This window comes from Streptomyces sp. NBC_00328, assembly GCF_036139655.1.
GTDB lineage: Bacteria > Actinomycetota > Actinomycetes > Streptomycetales > Streptomycetaceae > Streptomyces.
In genome coordinates this window covers 3625679-3641724 of record NZ_CP108013.1, presented here as the reverse complement: position 1 = coordinate 3641724, position 16046 = coordinate 3625679, and the positions used below count along the sequence as shown (strand labels likewise).

At 71.9% G+C, this 16046-nt stretch carries 16 protein-coding genes; 8 read left to right on the top strand and 8 right to left on the bottom strand.

Going from position 1 to position 16046, the window contains the following annotated elements:
- The first annotated feature begins 3 nt into the window (after positions 1 to 3).
- The 3 genes from ybeY to OG485_RS15970 are packed head-to-tail and all read left to right on the top strand — an operon-like array spanning position 4 to position 2158.
- The gene (ybeY, locus tag OG485_RS15980; RefSeq protein ID WP_328668970.1) at positions 4 to 501 is read left to right on the top strand and encodes an rRNA maturation RNase YbeY; all 498 of its coding nucleotides are present in this window, start codon (positions 4 to 6) and stop codon (positions 499 to 501) included.
- The gene (locus OG485_RS15975) at positions 498 to 1802 is read left to right on the top strand and encodes a hemolysin family protein (RefSeq protein ID WP_328668969.1); all 1305 of its coding nucleotides are present in this window, start codon (positions 498 to 500) and stop codon (positions 1800 to 1802) included. Before ybeY ends, OG485_RS15975 begins: the two co-directional genes overlap by 4 nt.
- Positions 1799 to 2158 (top strand): MmcQ/YjbR family DNA-binding protein, encoded by a 360-nt coding sequence (locus OG485_RS15970; RefSeq protein ID WP_328668968.1) that lies wholly within the window; start codon positions 1799 to 1801, stop codon positions 2156 to 2158. Before OG485_RS15975 ends, OG485_RS15970 begins: the two co-directional genes overlap by 4 nt.
- 27 nt (positions 2159 to 2185) lie before the next feature.
- Here OG485_RS15970 and OG485_RS15965 read toward each other — a convergent pair whose 3' ends face one another.
- The gene (locus OG485_RS15965) at positions 2186 to 3682 is read right to left on the bottom strand and encodes an MFS transporter (RefSeq protein ID WP_443048917.1); all 1497 of its coding nucleotides are present in this window, start codon (positions 3680 to 3682) and stop codon (positions 2186 to 2188) included.
- Between the two features lie 204 nt (positions 3683 to 3886).
- Between OG485_RS15965 and OG485_RS15960 the strand changes: the two genes are divergently transcribed.
- Together OG485_RS15960 and OG485_RS15955 are read left to right on the top strand one after the other, a co-directional pair.
- Positions 3887 to 4708, top strand: a complete 822-nt coding sequence (locus OG485_RS15960; RefSeq protein WP_328674486.1) for a helix-turn-helix transcriptional regulator — start codon at positions 3887 to 3889, stop codon at positions 4706 to 4708.
- Between the two features lie 43 nt (positions 4709 to 4751).
- Positions 4752 to 5105: a cytidine deaminase gene (locus tag OG485_RS15955; protein WP_328668966.1), complete on the top strand. Its 354-nt coding sequence runs from the start codon at positions 4752 to 4754 to the stop codon at positions 5103 to 5105.
- An 88-nt stretch (positions 5106 to 5193) separates the two neighbouring features.
- Here the strand turns inward: OG485_RS15955 and era are convergent, their stop codons facing one another.
- Positions 5194 to 6186 carry a GTPase Era gene (era, locus tag OG485_RS15950; protein WP_328668965.1) on the bottom strand — a complete coding sequence of 331 codons (993 nt, stop codon included), beginning with the start codon at positions 6184 to 6186 and terminating at the stop codon, positions 5194 to 5196.
- A 260-nt stretch (positions 6187 to 6446) separates the two neighbouring features.
- On the opposite strand from era, the gene OG485_RS15945 reads away from it, so the two are divergent.
- The gene (locus OG485_RS15945; protein ID WP_328668964.1) at positions 6447 to 7754 is read left to right on the top strand and encodes an ammonium transporter; all 1308 of its coding nucleotides are present in this window, start codon (positions 6447 to 6449) and stop codon (positions 7752 to 7754) included.
- A complete protein-coding gene (locus OG485_RS15940) occupies positions 7751 to 8089 on the top strand; it encodes a P-II family nitrogen regulator (protein ID WP_328668963.1) in 339 nt (112 codons plus the stop codon). Before OG485_RS15945 ends, OG485_RS15940 begins: the two co-directional genes overlap by 4 nt.
- On the opposite strand, the gene OG485_RS15935 is transcribed toward OG485_RS15940, so the two are convergent.
- The 4 genes from OG485_RS15935 to OG485_RS15920 all read right to left on the bottom strand — a co-directional run bounded on the left by OG485_RS15935 (position 7983) and on the right by OG485_RS15920 (position 12388).
- Positions 7983 to 9008 (bottom strand): WxL protein peptidoglycan domain-containing protein, encoded by a 1026-nt coding sequence (locus OG485_RS15935; protein ID WP_328668962.1) that lies wholly within the window; start codon positions 9006 to 9008, stop codon positions 7983 to 7985. The two genes, OG485_RS15940 and OG485_RS15935, sit on opposite strands and share 107 nt — an antisense overlap.
- A 123-nt stretch (positions 9009 to 9131) precedes the next feature.
- Entirely contained in the window at positions 9132 to 10460 is a 1329-nt protein-coding gene (locus tag OG485_RS15930; RefSeq protein ID WP_328668961.1) for a beta-xylosidase, read from the bottom strand.
- Between the two features lie 316 nt (positions 10461 to 10776).
- Positions 10777 to 11253 (bottom strand): hypothetical protein, encoded by a 477-nt coding sequence (locus OG485_RS15925; protein ID WP_328668960.1) that lies wholly within the window; start codon positions 11251 to 11253, stop codon positions 10777 to 10779.
- Between the two features lie 292 nt (positions 11254 to 11545).
- Positions 11546 to 12388, bottom strand: coding sequence for a helix-turn-helix transcriptional regulator (locus OG485_RS15920; RefSeq protein ID WP_328668959.1), 843 nt, complete (start codon positions 12386 to 12388; stop codon positions 11546 to 11548).
- A gap of 119 nt (positions 12389 to 12507) precedes the next feature.
- On the opposite strand from OG485_RS15920, the gene OG485_RS15915 reads away from it, so the two are divergent.
- Entirely contained in the window at positions 12508 to 13386 is an 879-nt protein-coding gene (locus OG485_RS15915; RefSeq protein WP_328668958.1) for an NAD-dependent epimerase/dehydratase family protein, read from the top strand.
- 39 nt (positions 13387 to 13425) lie between these two features.
- Here the strand turns inward: OG485_RS15915 and OG485_RS15910 are convergent, their stop codons facing one another.
- Together OG485_RS15910 and OG485_RS15905 are read right to left on the bottom strand one after the other, a co-directional pair.
- Positions 13426 to 14688, bottom strand: a complete 1263-nt coding sequence (locus OG485_RS15910; RefSeq protein WP_328668957.1) for an MFS transporter — start codon at positions 14686 to 14688, stop codon at positions 13426 to 13428.
- A complete protein-coding gene (locus tag OG485_RS15905) occupies positions 14685 to 15989 on the bottom strand; it encodes a GH1 family beta-glucosidase (RefSeq protein ID WP_328668956.1) in 1305 nt (434 codons plus the stop codon). Before OG485_RS15905 ends, OG485_RS15910 begins: the two co-directional genes overlap by 4 nt.
- Between the last annotated feature and the right edge of the window lie 57 nt (positions 15990 to 16046).

Sequence of the window (16046 nt, the reverse complement as noted above, 5' to 3'; positions counted from 1 at the left end):
GCCATGTCGATCGACGTCAACAACGAGTCCGGAACCGAGGTCGACGAGCAGGCGATCCTCGACATCGCCCGCTACGCGCTCGCACGGATGCGCATCCACCCGCTCTCCGAGCTCTCGGTGATCGTCGTGGACACCGACGCCATGGAGCAGTTGCACATCCAGTGGATGGACCTGCCGGGGCCGACGGACGTCATGTCCTTCCCGATGGACGAGCTGCGTCCGCCGTCGAAGGACGACGACGAGCCGCCGCAGGGACTGCTCGGCGACATCGTGCTCTGCCCCGAGGTCGCCGAGCAGCAGGGCAAGGACGCCCCGACGCAGCACACCATGGACGAGGAGCTCCAGCTCCTCACCGTCCACGGCGTGCTGCACCTGCTCGGCTACGACCACGAGGAAGCCGACGAGAAGGCCGAGATGTTCGGCCTGCAGGCCGCCATCGTGGACGGCTGGCGTACGGAGAAGGGCATCACGGGTCCGTCTCCGGCCCCGACCGTGTCATGAGCCCACAGCTGGTCATCGGTGCCATCGTCCTGGTCGTCGTCGCCTGGCTCGCCGCCTGCGCGGAGGCGGGCCTCGCGCGGGTCTCCAGCTTCCGCGCCGAGGAGGCGGTCCGCGGCGGCCGCCGGGGCAGCGCCAAGCTCGCGCAGGTCACCGCGGACCCGACGCGCTATCTGAACGTGGCGCTGCTGGTCCGCGTGGTCTGCGAGATGGCGGCCGCCGCGCTCGTCGTCTTCGCCTGCCTCAAGGAGTTCGACAAGACCTGGCAGGCGCTGGCGGTCGCCATCGCCGTCATGGTCCTCGTGTCGTACGTCGCGGTCGGTGTCTCGCCGCGCACCATCGGCCGCCAGCACCCGCTGAACACCGCGACCGCGGCCGCGTACGTCCTGCTGCCGCTGGCCCGGATCATGGGCCCGATCCCGCCGCTGCTGATCCTGATCGGCAACGCGCTCACCCCCGGCAAGGGGTTCAGGCGCGGCCCGTTCGCCTCCGAGGCGGAGCTGCGGGCGATGGTCGACCTCGCCGAGAAGGAGTCGCTCATCGAGGACGAGGAGCGCCGCATGGTGCACTCCGTCTTCGAGCTCGGCGACACCCTCGTGCGCGAGGTCATGGTGCCCCGCACGGACCTCGTCGTCATCGAGCGCTACAAGACGATCCGGCAGGCCCTCACCCTGGCCCTGCGCTCGGGCTTCTCGCGCATACCCGTCACCGGCGAGAACGAGGACGACATCGTCGGGATCGTCTATCTCAAGGACCTGGCCCGCAAGACCCACATCAGCCGCGACGCCGAGTCCGAGCTGGTGTCCACGGCCATGCGGCCGGCCACGTTCGTGCCGGACACCAAGAACGCCGGCGATCTGCTGCGCGAGATGCAGCAGGAGCGCAACCACGTCGCCGTCGTCATCGACGAGTACGGCGGCACGGCCGGCATCGTCACCATCGAGGACATCCTCGAGGAGATCGTCGGCGAGATCACCGACGAGTACGACCGCGAGCTGCCGCCCGTCCAGGACCTCGGCGACGACAGCTTCCGGGTGACCGCCCGCCTCGACATCGGTGACCTCGGCGAGCTGTACGGCTTCGAGGCCTACGACGACGAGGACGTGGAGACCGTCGGCGGGCTGCTCGCCAAGGCACTGGGACGGGTGCCCATCGCCGGCGCCTCCTCGGTGGTCGAACTGCCCGACGGACGCCGGCTGGGGCTCACCGCGGAGGCCGCCGCGGGCCGCCGGAACAAGATCGTCACGGTGCTCGTCGAGCCGGTCGGCCCGGCCGGGCCGACCGAGGAGTCGAAGCCGGAGTGACCCCGCAGCAGCTGCGCGCCTTCTGTCTGTCCTTCAACGCCGCCGTCGAGGACTTCCCCTTCAACCCCGAGACCTCGGTCTTCAAGGTGCTGGGCAAGCTCTTCGCGCTGACGAACCTGGACGGGCGCCCGCTCACGGTCAACCTGAAGTGCGACCCGGACGACGCGATCCGGCTGCGCGAGCAGCACCCGGGACTGATCGTCCCCGGCTATCACATGAACAAGCGGCACTGGAACACGGTGACCGTCGCCGGCGAGCTCCCGGACCGCCTGGTCCGGGAGCTCGTCGAGGATTCGTACGATCTCGTCGTGGCCGGTCTGCCGCGGGCCGAGCGGCTGCGCCTCGACCGTCCCTGACCGACCCCTCGCGGGCCGGCGCCGCCCTCAGCGGGTGCGCGCCGTCCCCCGCCGCCCGAGTCCGACCGCGACCAGCGCGGCCGCCACGAGGACGATCGCCGCGTCCAGGGCGAGGACCGTGTGGACGCCGGCCAGCAGGTCGTCCGACGTGGTCGCGAGGACCCCGAGGAGCGGGATGCCGACGGTGATGCCCACCTGCTGGGTGGAGGTCACCAGGCCGGTGGCCAGGCCCTGCTCCTCGTCGGGGACGCCCGAGGTGACGGTCAGGCCGTACGAGATGATCGCGCCCAGGTGGAACATGCTGGCCAGCGACACCCCGGCGGTGGCGATCCAGACGGACCAGGTGTGCGCGTTCAGCAGCAGCATCCCCGCCACGAACAGGCCCTGGCCCGCCAGTGAGCCGGCCAGGGTGCGCCGGGCGCCGAAGCGGCCGATGACCTTCGGGGCGTACATCCCGGCGACGGCCGACAGCACACCCTGCACGCCGAAGACCAGGCCGGTCTCGAGGGCCGAGAGCCCGAGCGTCTCCTGGAGGTACAGGGTCAGCGCGAAGACGACCGTCGACATCATCGAGAAGGTGACCAGGCCGCCCAGGTTGCCCCACGCCACCGTGCGGCGGCGCAGCATCCGCAGGCTGACGAGCGGGGCGTCGGCACGGGACTCGATCCGGACGAAGGCGCCGAGCAGCAGCACGCCCAGGGCGAGCGTCGTGACGACGTCAGCGCCGCCGAAACCGCGGTCCGCGGCCGTCGAGAGCGCGTAGATCAGGGCCAGCAGGCCACCGGTGACGGTGACCGCGCCGGGGATGTCCAGGCGCGGGCGGTCCGGGGCACCGGCACCGGCCGCGTCCGTGTGCCGCGGGCCCGACGAGGGCAGCAGGCCGGTGGCGAGCGGCAGGACGACCAGCGCGAACAGCGACAGCAGCCCCATCGTCGAACGCCAGCTCAGCACGTCGGTCAGGACGCCGCCCGCCACCATGCCGACGGTGAAGCCCAGCGACAGGAGCGTGCCGGAGATGCCCAGCGCGCGGTCCCGTGCGGGACCCTCCGGGAAGGTCGTGGTCAGCAGCGACATGCCGGTCGGCACGATCGCCGCCGCGCCGAGCCCTTGCAGGGCCCGTCCGGCCAGGAACGACGCCGGGTCCCAGGCGAAGGTCGCGAGCAGCGAGGCCGCCCCGAACACGGCCAGCCCGGCGAGGAAGAGCCGCCGGCGGCCGAACAGGTCACCGATACGGCCGAAGAGGAGCAGGAAGCCGCCGGAGGGCAGCGCGAAGGCGGTGACCGCCCACTGGAGCGCGGACGGGCTCATGCCGAGGTCCCGGCCGAGCACGGGCAGCGCCACGTTCAGGACGGAGAAATCCAGCGCGACCATGAACTGGGCGGCGCACAGCACGAAGAGCACGAGGGCGTCGCGCCGCGACAGGCGGTCCGGGCGCGGTGGCCCGCCGTCCTCCGGGCGGGCGGCGGAAGCGGTGGAGGTGTCGGCCCGGGGGCCGTTCGTGGTGCCCGGATCGATGCCCGGCATGCCGGTGCCGGGGGTGCGGCCGGTGGACTTCGTGGTCGTCTTCGTGGTCGTCTCTGCGGTCATGGCAAGAGCGTGCGGCGGCCGGAATATCCGTGGGGAGCCGCAACTTATGCTGGTGGCCCCACCACCAGTCACCGAAGGGGGAGACACGTGGCGGAGGATGCGACGAAGACCCAACGGCGCCCGGAACTGCGCGAGTTCCTGATGAGCCGCCGGGCACGGGTGTCACCGGCCGAGGCCGGGCTCCCGGGCGGAGGCGCCCGCCGCCGCACACCGGGGCTGCGCCGCGAGGAGGTCGCCGTCCTCGCGGGCGTGGGCGCCTCCTGGTATCAATGGCTGGAGCAGGGGCGGGACATATCCGTGTCGCCGCAGGTCCTGGACGCCGTCGCCCGCGTGCTGAGGCTCAGCAACACCGAGCGGCGCCATCTGTACACCCTGGCCGGACTGAACCCTCCCGCGCCCGAAGTCGCCCCCGGAGACCGGGACATGTGCGACGGGCTGCGGCGGCTGATCGACACGTGGATGCCGTTCCCGGCGCACATCATGGACCCGTACTACAACTGCGTCATGTACAACGACGCGGCCGCCGTGGTCCTCGGCATGCGTCCGGAGAACACCCAGAACTGCATCGTCGACTTCTTCACCGACCCGCTCTACCGGGGCCGTTCGCGCACCTGGGAGCACAACGCCCGTACCGTAGTGGCCCAGTTCCGCGCGTCGTGCGCCGCCGCGCCGGACGACGAGGGGCTCCGCGAGGTGCTGGCCCGACTGACCGAGGCCAGCGCCGAGTTCGCGGAGCTGTGGGAGCGGCGGGACATCGAGGACGCCGGGCAGATCCGCAAGGAGCTCGACCATCCGCTCGTGGGCCTGCTCGCCGTCGAGTCCACCGCGATGAAGGTGCCGGTCCGGCCCGACCTCACGATCGTGCTGCACACGCCGCTGCCGGAGGCGAACACGGCCGCGAAGCTGGAGTGGCTCGCCTCGCCCGAGGGGCGCCGGGGGTCGATGTATCCGGTGGCCGGCTGACCCTTCGGAGGGAGAGGGTGCCGGCACTTCGTATGCTCTGGTCATGACCGACAGCAGCGCGCTCGACCCCGAGGACCGCAAGATCGTCACCCTGGCCCGTTCCGCGCGGGCCCGCAACGGTGTGCCCGAGGGCGCGGCCGTACGCGACGAGACGGGACGTACCTACGTCGCCGGGACCGTGGAGCTGGAGTCCTTGCGGCTGAGCGCTCTGCAGACGGCCGTGGCGATGGCCGTGGCGTCCGGGGCGAAGTCCCTGGAGTCGGCGGCCGTGGTGTCCGAGGCCGGAGCCGTCGCCGACGTGGACCGGGCGGCCGTACGGGATCTCGGCGGGCCCGCGACGCCGGTGCTGCTGGCCGGGCTCGACGGTGCCGTGCACACGACGGTGACCGCGGGCTGAGAACCGGTCTCCCCGGGGGCGGAGCCGACTCGCTCCCCCCGGGGCGGAGCTGCCCCCGGGCGGAGCTGATTCCCCCGGGGCAGCCCTCTCAGAAGCCGAGCTTGCGGAGCTGCCGGGGGTCGCGCTGCCAGTCCTTGGCGACCTTCACATGGAGGTCGAGGAAGACCGGCGTGCCCAGCAGGGCCTCGATCTGCTTGCGGGACTTGATGCCGACGTCCTTCAGGCGCTTGCCCTTGGGGCCGATGACGATGCCCTTCTGGCTGGGGCGCTCGATGTACACGAAGGCGTGGATGTCCAGGAGCGGCTTGTCGGCCGGGCGGTCCTCACGCGGCAGCATCTCCTCGACCACGACGGCGATGGAGTGCGGAAGCTCGTCGCGGACGCCCTCCAGGGCGGCCTCGCGGATCAGCTCCGCGATCATGACCTGCTCGGGCTCGTCCGTCAGGTCGCCCTCGGGATAGAGGGCGGGCCCCTCCGGAAGCAGCGGGACGATCAGATCGGCCAGCAGACCCACCTGGGAGTCGCCCACCGCCGACACCGGCACGATCTCGGCCCACTCGAAGCCGAGCTCCCGGCCGAGCTGGTCGATCGCGATGAGCTGCTCGGCGAGCGTCTTGCTGTCGACGAGGTCGGTCTTGGTGACGATCGCGATCTTCGGCGTCTTCTTGATCGACGCCAGTTCCTTCGCGATGAAACGGTCACCCGGGCCGAGCTTCTCGTTCGCGGGCAGACAGAAGCCGATCACGTCGACCTCGGCCCAGGTCGTGCGGACGATGTCGTTGAGCCGCTCGCCCAGCAGAGTGCGCGGTTTGTGCAGGCCAGGGGTGTCGACAAGGATCAGCTGCGCGTCGGCCCGGTGCACGATGCCGCGCACGGTGTGCCGCGTGGTCTGCGGCTGGTTCGCGGTGATCGCCACCTTCTGGCCGACCAGAGCGTTCGTGAGGGTGGACTTGCCCGCGTTGGGGCGGCCCACGAAACAGGCGAAGCCGGCGCGGTGGTCGCCCACCGCGTCGAGGGGGCGCGAGGTGCCCCTCTCCTCGGACGGCTCGGATGACTGGTTGCGAACGCTCATGGCGCCCATTGTCCCTGATCGTCGGGTGCCCGCCGTACCAAGCCTGTTCGACAGCCGTGAAGCGGTCGCCCCCGCACACGTGAAGCGATCGTTCCGGTTCTTGGGTGCGAGGCGTTCCGGAGCCGTGCGCCATGTGTCCTCACGGTGAGGAATCGGAAATGACGGCGCAATGAAACACATCGGAAACGCGGGCGAACGCAACCGGAAACGCGCGCCCACGACGCTCTGACGGCGCCCCCACCTCGTGCCCCCACTCCGTTGGAGAGACCGTGACTCTGGCCGCTTCCCGGATCGACAGCGGCGACACAGCCTGGCTGCTCGCCGCCACCGCGCTCGTGCTCCTGATGACCCCCGGCCTCGCCCTGTTCTACGGCGGCATGGTCCGCGCGAAGAGCGTGCTCAACATGCTGATGATGAGCTTCGTGTCGATCGCGCTGGTCACCGTGGTGTGGCTGACCGCCGGATACTCCCTCGCGTTCGGTCCGGACGCGTTCGGAGGGCTCGTCGGCGGTCTTGAGCACGCCGGGATGGCCGGGCTCGGGCCGGACAGCGCCCGGGGGAGTGTCCCCACCCTGCTCTTCGCCACCTTCCAGCTCACCTTCGCGATCATCACCGCCGCGCTGATCAGCGGGGCGGTCGCCGACCGGGCGAAGTTCGGGGCCTGGCTCGTGTTCGTGCCCGTCTGGGCCCTGCTCGTATACGTTCCCGTCGCGCACTGGGTGTGGGGTCCGGGCGGCTGGATCCGCGAGGGACTCGGCGCCCTCGACTTCGCGGGCGGTATGCCGGTCGAGATCACCTCGGGAGCCTCCGGGCTCGCGCTGTGCCTGGTGCTCGGACCGCGGCTCGGCTTCAAGAAGGACGCCATGCGGCCGCACAACCTGCCCATGGTCATGCTCGGCGCCGGTCTCCTGTGGTTCGGCTGGTTCGGTTTCAACGCCGGGTCCGCCCTCGGCGCCAACGGTCTGGCCGCCGCGGCCTTCCTCAACACCCTCGCCGCCGGCTGCACGGGCCTGCTCGGCTGGCTCCTCGTCGAACAGCGCCGCGACGGCCACCCGACCACCCTGGGCGCGGCCTCGGGAGCGGTCGCCGGCCTGGTGGCCATCACCCCGTCGTGCGGGGTGGTGTCCCTGCTGGGCGCGCTCGCCGTCGGGCTCGCCGCCGGCGCCGTCTGCTCGTACGCCGTGGGCTGGAAGTTCAAGCTGAACTACGACGACTCGCTGGACGTCGTCGGTGTCCATCTGGTCGGCGGGGTCATCGGCACGCTGCTCATCGGCGTCTTCGCCGTCCACGGGATGACCGGCGGGGCCGAGGGGCTGCTGTACGGCGGAGGGCTCGGACAGTTCGGCCGGCAACTCGCCGGGGTGGCGGCCGTCGGGGGGTACGCGTTCGCCGCCACGTACGGCATCGGCACGGTGATCGACCGGCTCATGGGGCTGCGGGCGGAGGAGGAGCACGAGCGGACCGGCCTGGACCTTACGGTGCACGCCGAGAGCGCCTACGATCACGGGGTCCTGGGCCACGGCGCCCCGGTGTCGTCGTCCCTTCCCGCCACGCAGAAGGTCAAGCCCCGGGCATGAAACTCATCACCGCGATCGTCAAGCCGCACCGACTCGACGAGGTCAAGTCCTCCCTCCAGGAACTCGGTGTGCACGGGATGACCGTCACCGAGGCCAGCGGGTACGGGCGTCAGCGCGGGCACACCGAGGTGTACCGCGGCGCCGAGTACCAGGTCGACCTGGTCCCGAAGGCCCGGATCGAGGTCGTCGTCGAGGACGCGGTGGCCGACGCGGTCATCGACGCGGTGGTCAGGGCCGCGCAGACCGGGAAGATCGGGGACGGAAAGGTGTGGTCCGTACCCGTGGAGACGGTCGTGCGGGTACGGACGGGCGAACGCGGGCCCGACGCACTCTGAGCGTCACCACGGCCGCGGCGGTCGCGGCCGCCGCCAGCACGGCCACGAGCCACGGCAGCGCGAGGAACGACACCCGCGCCGACTCCCTGGTCCCGGCCGCGCTGGCCGTCAACGTCACGTCGCCCCAGTCGAGTTGGGGCGCCCCGTGCCAGGGCGCGGTGAGCCCGACCCGCTGGCCGGGGAGCAGTTCCGAGGGGATGCCGTCGAGCTCGCGGGACAGCAGGGTCCGCCCGAAGAGCCCCTCGGCCCTCAGCCGCACCCTCGGGTTCAGCGTGACGTTGCCCGTGTTGTGGAGGGTGTACGAGACGGTGGCCGTGCCGGAGCCCGTGCCGGGGATGAGCGGCTGGTGGTGGGTGAGGCGGACCTTCTCCACCGCGAGGGCGGGAACCGTCGGCCCGCCGACCCGGAGATAGACCCGGGCCGCGACGGCGCGGCGAACCCCGACCGAGAGGGAGCCGGAGCCCTTCTCGATCCGTTCGTCGAGTGCCACCAGCGCGCCCGGATGATCGCCCGGTTCGGCCCGCTCCGGAACCCGCAGGGTGAACGGCACGGTGACCTCGCCGTGCGCGGGCACGGTGACCCGGGAGCGCGCGGGCCGGGCCCATGCCCCCACCCCGCGCTGCTTCTCCGCCAGGGTGCGCACGGCGAAACCGCCGTCGCGGGCGGTGTTGTAGGCGTCGGCGGCGTACAGCCGGAACGTCAGCGGTCCACCGGTCTTGTTGGCGACGGTGACCTTGTCCCGGAGGGTCTGGCCGGGGTCGGCGGAGAGATAGAAGTACGGCCGCGCGGCGATGCGCGAGGAGACGGGGTAGACCGACCAGCTCCCGTTGTCGGCCGCGTACGAGGGCGTGGCCATGAGGGTCACGAGAGCGGGCAGGACCAGGAACACGCTCAGGAGGAGGGCGTACGGCTTGCGCATGGGTGCGGACCCCCGCGGACGGCATCGGCGGACTGGCGGCTGTCGTCGTGACAGCCCCTGCGTGGACGGGCGGGTGCGCGCCCGGCCACCGGGGTGCGGACGACCGGTCGAGGTGCGGACCGGTCAGCTGAGCGTCAGCGTGAGCACACCGGAGTAGGAGCCGGGAGGCGTGAACTCCGGTACGTTCAGCGACAGTCCGGCGTCGACGGTGAACTCACCACCGGTGAGGGTTCCGTTGGGGGTGGACGCCAGGGTCGCTCCCGAGAGGCCGACCGTGCCGGACGAGCCGGACTGGCAGGTGCTCGGGCTGCCGGCCTTGGTGGCGCAGGCCGGGGTCCAGCTCAGGGCACCGGCGCCGATCTTCGCGCCGGGGCCGGTGAAGTCGGTGACCTTGCCCGTCAGGGACCAGCCCGCGGGGCCGCCGCGGAAGTCCTTGACCGTCACCGTCCGCAGGGCGCCCGTGGAGGCGCCTCCCTTGCCGTAGTCGACCGCCGACAGCGCGACGGCGTCCCCGGCCTGGGTCATCGACAGGGTTCCCGCCCTCACCGTGGTGGTGAGTTTCTGACTTCCGTCAGGGACGGGCGTGTTGTCGACGACGACATACGCGGCGGGACCCGCTCCGGTGTCCGGGTCCCAGCTTCCTCCCTCGTACGCGACCACGCCGGTCGTCGTCTTGTCGTTGACGACGAGCGAGCCGCTGAAGGAGCCCTGGGCGTTCGCGGTCACGGTCGCCGTGTCGGCGGTCTGGGTGGTCCCGGACCGTCCGGCGAGGGTGACGCTGGCACCCGGGGTGAAGTCGCTTCCGGTGACGGTCACGCTGTCACCGGGGTTCCCGGAGGCCGAACCGAGCTGGATGGCCCGGGTGTTGGTCTGTCCGCCGCCGGTCGCGGTGACCGTCTCCGACACCGGGGCGGGCGGGTTGGTGACCGTGCACGGGGTGTCCAGTTCCAGGATGTAGCTGGTGTGGATGTTGTAGTCACCGGGCGAGAGGGTGATCGCCCCGGGCGCGGTGACCGTGAACGTGCCGGTCATGGAGAACGACGGGAAGGCGCCCCGCCCCGGCACCGGGTCGTTCTTCTTCGGCCCCGCGACCGTGACGCTGCCCGTCTGCGCCCCGCCGACGGTGACCTTGCCGGTCGGCGTCATGATGTCGGCCGGCAGGGCGAGGTCGGTGGGGTTGCTCGCGGCGGGTGTGACCACCGTGTAGGTCACGGTGACCGTGTCGCCGACCTGGGGACTCGCGTTGTCCACCGTGATCTTCGCGGTGGTGGTGCCGTCGATCGGGGGGAGGCCCGCGATCGCCGGCGGGATGCAGTGCGTGGCGAAGTCCACGTTCACGGAAGCTGCGGAGGCCGGGGAGGCCAGCGCACCTCCCGCGGTGAGCGCGAGTACGGTCGCCCCGAGCAGTGCCGCGAGGCGGCGTCTTCGGGTTGTCGGACCCGTGGTTGACATGGCTGTTGCCCCCTCCTGAGGGATGCGGGCGCAGCGGCTCTTCTGCGCCGCCAGGGGGACATTGATGTGCCGGCCGTGTGAGAAGTCAATGGAGTCCCGGTGCAGTGACTGATGGCCCATCAGTTTCTGTCATGGTCGGCAACCGGGTTCGCTGGATGCGGAGTCGGTGAATCGCGAGACGGCCGAGGGGAGTCGAACCCGGTCGGGCCGAGGCGAACCTGTCCGGGGCGGGCCGGCCGGGCCGGGTCGTGTCGGACCGGGCCGGTGTCGCTGCGCGCGGGCGGCACCGGCCCTCTTCGCGTCGGGGCTCGGTGGATCAGTCGAAGACGAACGGGCCCGGGGACTGCGGCGCGTCCGCCGTACAGGTGATCGTGATCCCGTAGATGGTCATCTTCAGCGAGCCGCCGTAGAACTCCAGGCTGTCACCGGAGGCCACGGTGCCGTCGAGGGGGCCCACCGACACTCCGCTGCCGGCGGCCATCGCCGGGTTCTTCTTGCCGCTGAACGCGGTGGTCCCGCCGTTCGCGTCCACCAGGGAGAGGGTCGAGGTGACCGAGTCCGCGGCGATGGGGATCGGGGCCGTGACGGCGGTGGAGCTGAGGGTGATGGTCGCGGCCGTGCCGTCCTGGGTGGCCGTGAGGGTGGCCGCACCGCCGCCACCGATGGTGCAGGTCGCGTTGATGGTGGCCGACTGGGGAGTGACGGCCGCGGCGGCCGGCGCGAAGGCCAGACCGGTCACGGCCAGGGTGCCGGCGGCTAACGCCGAGACCGTTGCGAGTCGCTTGCCTCTCATCGAAATCCCTTCCCTTGTGGGGGAATTGCCATGTGGGGATGGTCGGGACGGAGCCGTCCGCCCTGGTCCGGGCACACGGGCTCCTCACCTCTGTGCCCGGTGAGGGTGCGGGGAGACGTGTACGCGGACCGTCCGCTCGTGGGGTGCGGGACGCCGTGCGGAGGCGTAACTGACGGTCCGTCGGAACGTGCGGTTCCATTGAGTCGCGGGTGCCTCACGATTGCAAGGGAAGGGGACCCTTTCCTTCAACGGTTGTGAAAAGTGGCCGAAGTTGGCTCCCGGGTCCAGGAGTTCAGCGGTGACCGGTGGCCGGGGCCATGTTCTGCAGGCCGACCACGCGCAGCAGCCGGAGACGCTCGTGGGACTCGGTTCCCGGCCGTGCCGTGTGCACGACGAGGAACTGGTGGTCGCCGGAGCTGAGCAGCAGCTCGCAGTCCAGTTCCAGCAGACCGACCACGGGGTGCAGGAAGCGCTTCGTCGCGGACCGCCGCACGGCCACCTCGTGGGACTCCCAGAGGGTCGCGAACTCCTCGCTCGTGGAGCGGAGTTCGGCCACCAGGGCGGCGGGCGCGGGGTCGTCGGGGCGGGCCGCCGTGACCGCGCGGAGGTTGGCGACATGCGAGCGGGCGTGCTCGGGACGGTCCTCGGGAGGGAAGAGCGTGTGGCCCCGCGGGTCGGTGAAGAACCGCCGCACGAGGTTCTCCCCGGGTTCCGTCCCGCCCGTCAGCGCCGCCGACATCGCGTTCTGCGCGAGCAGTTCGCCGTAGTCGGTCACGACGTGGGCGGGCGCGTCGTGCAGCCGGTCGAGGATCAGCAACAGCCCGGGGCGGACGTGCGGCGACGCGCTCATGGCCCGCGGCGGCTCCTCGCCGGCCAGGTGGAAGAGATGGTCCCGTTCGTCACCGGTGAGGCGCAGGGCCCGCGCCAGCGCGCCCAGCATCTGGCGGGAGGGGTGCGGCCCGCGCGACTGTTCGAGCCGGGTGTAGTAGTCCACGGACATGCCCGCGAGCGCCGCCACCTCCTCGCGGCGCAGGCCGGGGGTGCGGCGCCGGGAGCCGGCCGGGAGCCCCACGTCGGAGGGCTCCAGACGGGCGCGGCCGCGGCGCAGGAAGTCGGCCAGCTCGGTTCGGTTCACCTCTCCAGCGTGACGCAGACCGCCGGTCCCATCCAGGGACCGCCGGTCCCTGGATCAGGAGGTCTCTCCCGCTCCGCCCGGTACGGGGGGACGGTGGAGGCCGACGAGAGGAGCAGATCATGCTGACACTGGTGACCGGAACCACCGGCGAGGTCGGACGCCGCTTCGTGCCCCGCCTTCTGCAGCAGGCACCCCCCGGCGACCGGGTACGGGTCCTGGTCCGCGACGAGTCCCGGGCCGCGGCCCTGGCGGACGTCACCGGCCCGAGCGGCCTCCGGCCCGAGATCGCCCTCGGCGACCTGCGCGACGCCGAGGCGCTGGGCAAGGCCCTCGCGGGGGTGGACACGGTGGTGAACATCGCGGCCTCCTTCCGCGGGGTGCCGGACGAGGAGGCCTGGGCGGTCAACCGCGACGCCGCGCTGGAACTGGGCCGCGCCTCCGTCACCTCGGGCGTGCACAGGTTCGTGCAGGTCAGCACGAACCTGGTGTACGGGACGGGCCGGGACCGCCCGCTGACCGAGGACGACCCGAGCGTGCCCGGCGGCGGGATGTGGGGTGCCTACCCGGCGGCCAAGGCGGAGGCGGAGCGCGGCCTGCTCGCGCTGGAGGACGACATGGACGTCCGCGTGGGCCGTCTTGCCTTCGTGTACGGGGAGGGCGACCCCCATCTCGCCGCGTCGATGACGTGGGCCGCGCACTGGGCCGCCGGACAGCGGCTCCAGATGGTCCACCACGCGGACGTCGCCCAGGGGCTGCTCCGCCTGCTGTACGCCCCGGGGGTGGGCGGCAACCGGATCTACAACATCGCGGACGACGCCCCCGTCACCACCGTCGACCTCCACCGGATCAACGGAGTGGAGGTACCGCCCGCCCTCTACGAGCGCACCGACCCCGACCCCTGGCACGGCATCGTGTCCACCGACCGCATCCGCCACGACCTGGGCTTCCGCCCCGTGTACCCGTCCCTGTGGACGGCCCGGGACGCCGGGGCCCTGTGACCGGGCCCGGCGGCCGTCCCGGGGATCCGGGCGGGTCCCTCAGTCCACCCCCTTGATCCGCACCACCAGCACCGCCCCCGCGAGGCCGATCACCGCCGCGACCAGGTACAGGACCCGGTAGCCCCCCAGGTACGTCACGATCGGGGCCGCCAGTACGGGGGCCGCGACCTGGGGGAGGGCGTTGGCGATGTTGATGACGCCGAGGTCCTTGCCGCGGTCGAGGGCCTTCGGCAGGACGTCGGTCATCAGGGCGAAGTCGACGGAGGTGAAGACGCCGAAGCCGATGCCGAGGACGGCCGCGGCGGCGATCGCCCCGGGCCAGGTCTGCCAGGAGGCCAGCGCCGCCGTGGCCACCGCCATCAGGACGCCGGACCAGATCACGAACGGCTTGCGGCGGCCGAGCCGGTCCGACCAGACCCCGCCCACCACGACGGTGGCGAGCAGCGTGATCCCGTTCACCGCCGTGAGGACCAGCACACCCTGTTCGGGGTCGTCGAGACGCAGCCGGTCCCGCAGGTAGTAGAGCAGGTACAGCAGCACGAGGGCGTTGCTGAGGTTGATCAGGAAGCGGGTCAGCCAGGCCCATGCCAGGTCGGGGTGTTCGCGCGGACTCAGCCGGAAGGAGGCGAGGAACGCCCGCCCCGACCAGGGCGGCCGGGCCGACACCGGCAGACGAAGGTCCTCGTGGCGCAGTACGTACGGCAGGACGCCCACCAGGGTGAACACCGCGCACGCCGCGTACCCGCCGCCGATGCCCCCGGCGACCGTCGCGAGCCCCGTGCCGCCGACCACGCCGAGGATCTGCGCGGCGCCCAGCCAGCCGCCCACGGAACCCCGTTGCAGCCGCGGCACCCGGTCGGGGACGGCCGCGGTGACCGCGGCGAACGCGGCGTTCAGGGTGAGCTGGACCAGGCACCAGCCCGCCGCCATCGTCCACACCCCGCCCGCGCCCGCGAGGAGCAGCAGGGACAGCGCGCCCCCGGCCGCTCCGGCCACGATCCACGGCGTGCGGCGCCCCCACCGCCCGGTCGTACGGTCGGACAGCGCGCCGAAGAGCGGGTTGGCGACCAGCGAGACGACCGCGCCCGCACCGGTCACCCAGGCCAGCACCGTCTCCTTGGACATGCCGGTGCCGGGAGCGAAGTCCTCCGCCTGGGAGGCGAGGAGGATCTGCAGCGGGCCGTACCAGCCCACCCAGATCGCCCCGTTGGCGAGGGAGAGCGACGAGGTCCAGCCCCGGCCGACCCGTTCGACGGGCTCGGCGAGCGCGGACAGGGGCAGGGCCCGGTCGGCCGCGGTCATCTCCGCGCCCGCAGGGCGTCCCGCAGCCAGTGGTACGAGGCCTTGGGAGTCCGCTCCAGCGTGTCGTAGTCGACGTGCACGAGACCGAAGCGGCGCTCGTACCCCTCCGCCCACTCGAAGTTGTCCATCAGCGACCAGACGAAGTAGCCGCGTACGTCGACGCCCTGTTCCGACGCCCGGTGCAGCGCCCGGACATGACCGTCCAGGAAGGTGATCCGCTCCTGGTCGTCGATGCCGTCGTAACTGCAGCCGTTCTCGGTGATGACGACGGGCGGGAGCCGGTCGCCGTAGCGCTCGCGGAAGCCGACCAGCAGTTCGGTGAGCGCCTCGGGCACCACCGGCCAGCCGAAGTCGGTGACCGGGTATCCCTCCAGTTCCTTGACGGTGAAGGGCAGTTCGGCGGGCAGGGTGAGTCCGCCGAACTCGATCTCGGCTCCCTCGGGGGCGCCTACCTTCGTCGGCTGGTAGTAGTTGATCCCGTACCAGTCGACCGGCTCGCCGATGATCTTCAGGTCCGACTCGACGTCACCGGGCATCAACTCCCCGATGCCGTCGGGGTAGCGGCCCAGCAGGACGGGGTCGGCGAAGAGCCGGTTGAGCAGGAGGTCGTAGAAGTCGGCCGCCTCCACGTCCTCGGTACGGTCCGAGGCCGCCCAGGTCGGGCCGTGCGAGTTGGCGATCCCGATGTCGCCCGCCCCGGCCGCGCGCAGCGCCCGTACGGCCAGACCGTGGGCGAGGAGCTGGTGGTGGGCCACCGGCAGGGCGTCGAACAGGAGCCGCTTGCCGGGGGCGTGCGCGCCGAGCGCGTGGCCCAGCAGGGTGTGCTCGGCGGGCTCGTTGAGGGTGATCCACTTCTTGACGCGGTCGCCGAGGCGGCCGGCGACGACCGAGGCGTACTCGGCGAACCGCTCGGCGGTGTCCCGGTCCATCCAGTCCAGCTCCGCCGGCAGATCCCAGTGGAAGAGGGTCGGCACGGGCCGTATGCCGGCCGCGCACAGCGCGTCGGTCAGGCGGTCGTAGAAGTCGAGGCCGCCGGGGGAGTTCACCCGGGGCCAGGAGATGGAGAAGCGGTACGCGTCCACGCCGAGGCCGGCGAGGAGCGCCACGTCCTCGGGGTAGCGGTGGACGTGGTCGCAGGCGACCGCCGCCGTGGAGCCGTCCTTGATGTGTCCGGGCCCGGCGGTGAAGGTGTCCCACACCGAGGGGGCGCGTTCGTCCACGGCGCCCTCGATCTGATGGGCCGAGGTGGACACGCCCCAGAGGAAGCCGTCCGGGAACTGCGGGAGGGGGTTCGTCGCCATGGGCGATCATCTGTACCCGCGGTAACGGAAGTCAACGGTTCGGCGTGAACCCGCGGT

What these genes read in the sequence shown, in the direction of transcription:
- ybeY (WP_328668970.1), top strand. Translation starts at nt 4, where the DNA reads ATGTCGATCGACGTCAACAACGAGTCCGGAACCGAGGTCGACGAGCAG.
- OG485_RS15975 (WP_328668969.1), top strand. Translation starts at nt 498, where the DNA reads ATGAGCCCACAGCTGGTCATCGGTGCCATCGTCCTGGTCGTCGTCGCC.
- OG485_RS15965 (WP_443048917.1), bottom strand. Translation starts at nt 3,682, where the DNA reads ATGCCGGGCATCGATCCGGGCACCACGAACGGCCCCCGGGCCGACACC.
- OG485_RS15960 (WP_328674486.1), top strand. Translation starts at nt 3,887, where the DNA reads ATGAGCCGCCGGGCACGGGTGTCACCGGCCGAGGCCGGGCTCCCGGGC.
- OG485_RS15955 (WP_328668966.1), top strand. Translation starts at nt 4,752, where the DNA reads ATGACCGACAGCAGCGCGCTCGACCCCGAGGACCGCAAGATCGTCACC.
- era (WP_328668965.1), bottom strand. Translation starts at nt 6,186, where the DNA reads ATGGGCGCCATGAGCGTTCGCAACCAGTCATCCGAGCCGTCCGAGGAG.
- OG485_RS15940 (WP_328668963.1), top strand. Translation starts at nt 7,751, where the DNA reads ATGAAACTCATCACCGCGATCGTCAAGCCGCACCGACTCGACGAGGTC.
- OG485_RS15935 (WP_328668962.1), bottom strand. Translation starts at nt 9,008, where the DNA reads ATGCGCAAGCCGTACGCCCTCCTCCTGAGCGTGTTCCTGGTCCTGCCC.
- OG485_RS15930 (WP_328668961.1), bottom strand. Translation starts at nt 10,460, where the DNA reads ATGTCAACCACGGGTCCGACAACCCGAAGACGCCGCCTCGCGGCACTG.
- OG485_RS15925 (WP_328668960.1), bottom strand. Translation starts at nt 11,253, where the DNA reads ATGAGAGGCAAGCGACTCGCAACGGTCTCGGCGTTAGCCGCCGGCACC.
- OG485_RS15915 (WP_328668958.1), top strand. Translation starts at nt 12,508, where the DNA reads ATGCTGACACTGGTGACCGGAACCACCGGCGAGGTCGGACGCCGCTTC.
- OG485_RS15910 (WP_328668957.1), bottom strand. Translation starts at nt 14,688, where the DNA reads ATGACCGCGGCCGACCGGGCCCTGCCCCTGTCCGCGCTCGCCGAGCCC.
- OG485_RS15905 (WP_328668956.1), bottom strand. Translation starts at nt 15,989, where the DNA reads ATGGCGACGAACCCCCTCCCGCAGTTCCCGGACGGCTTCCTCTGGGGC.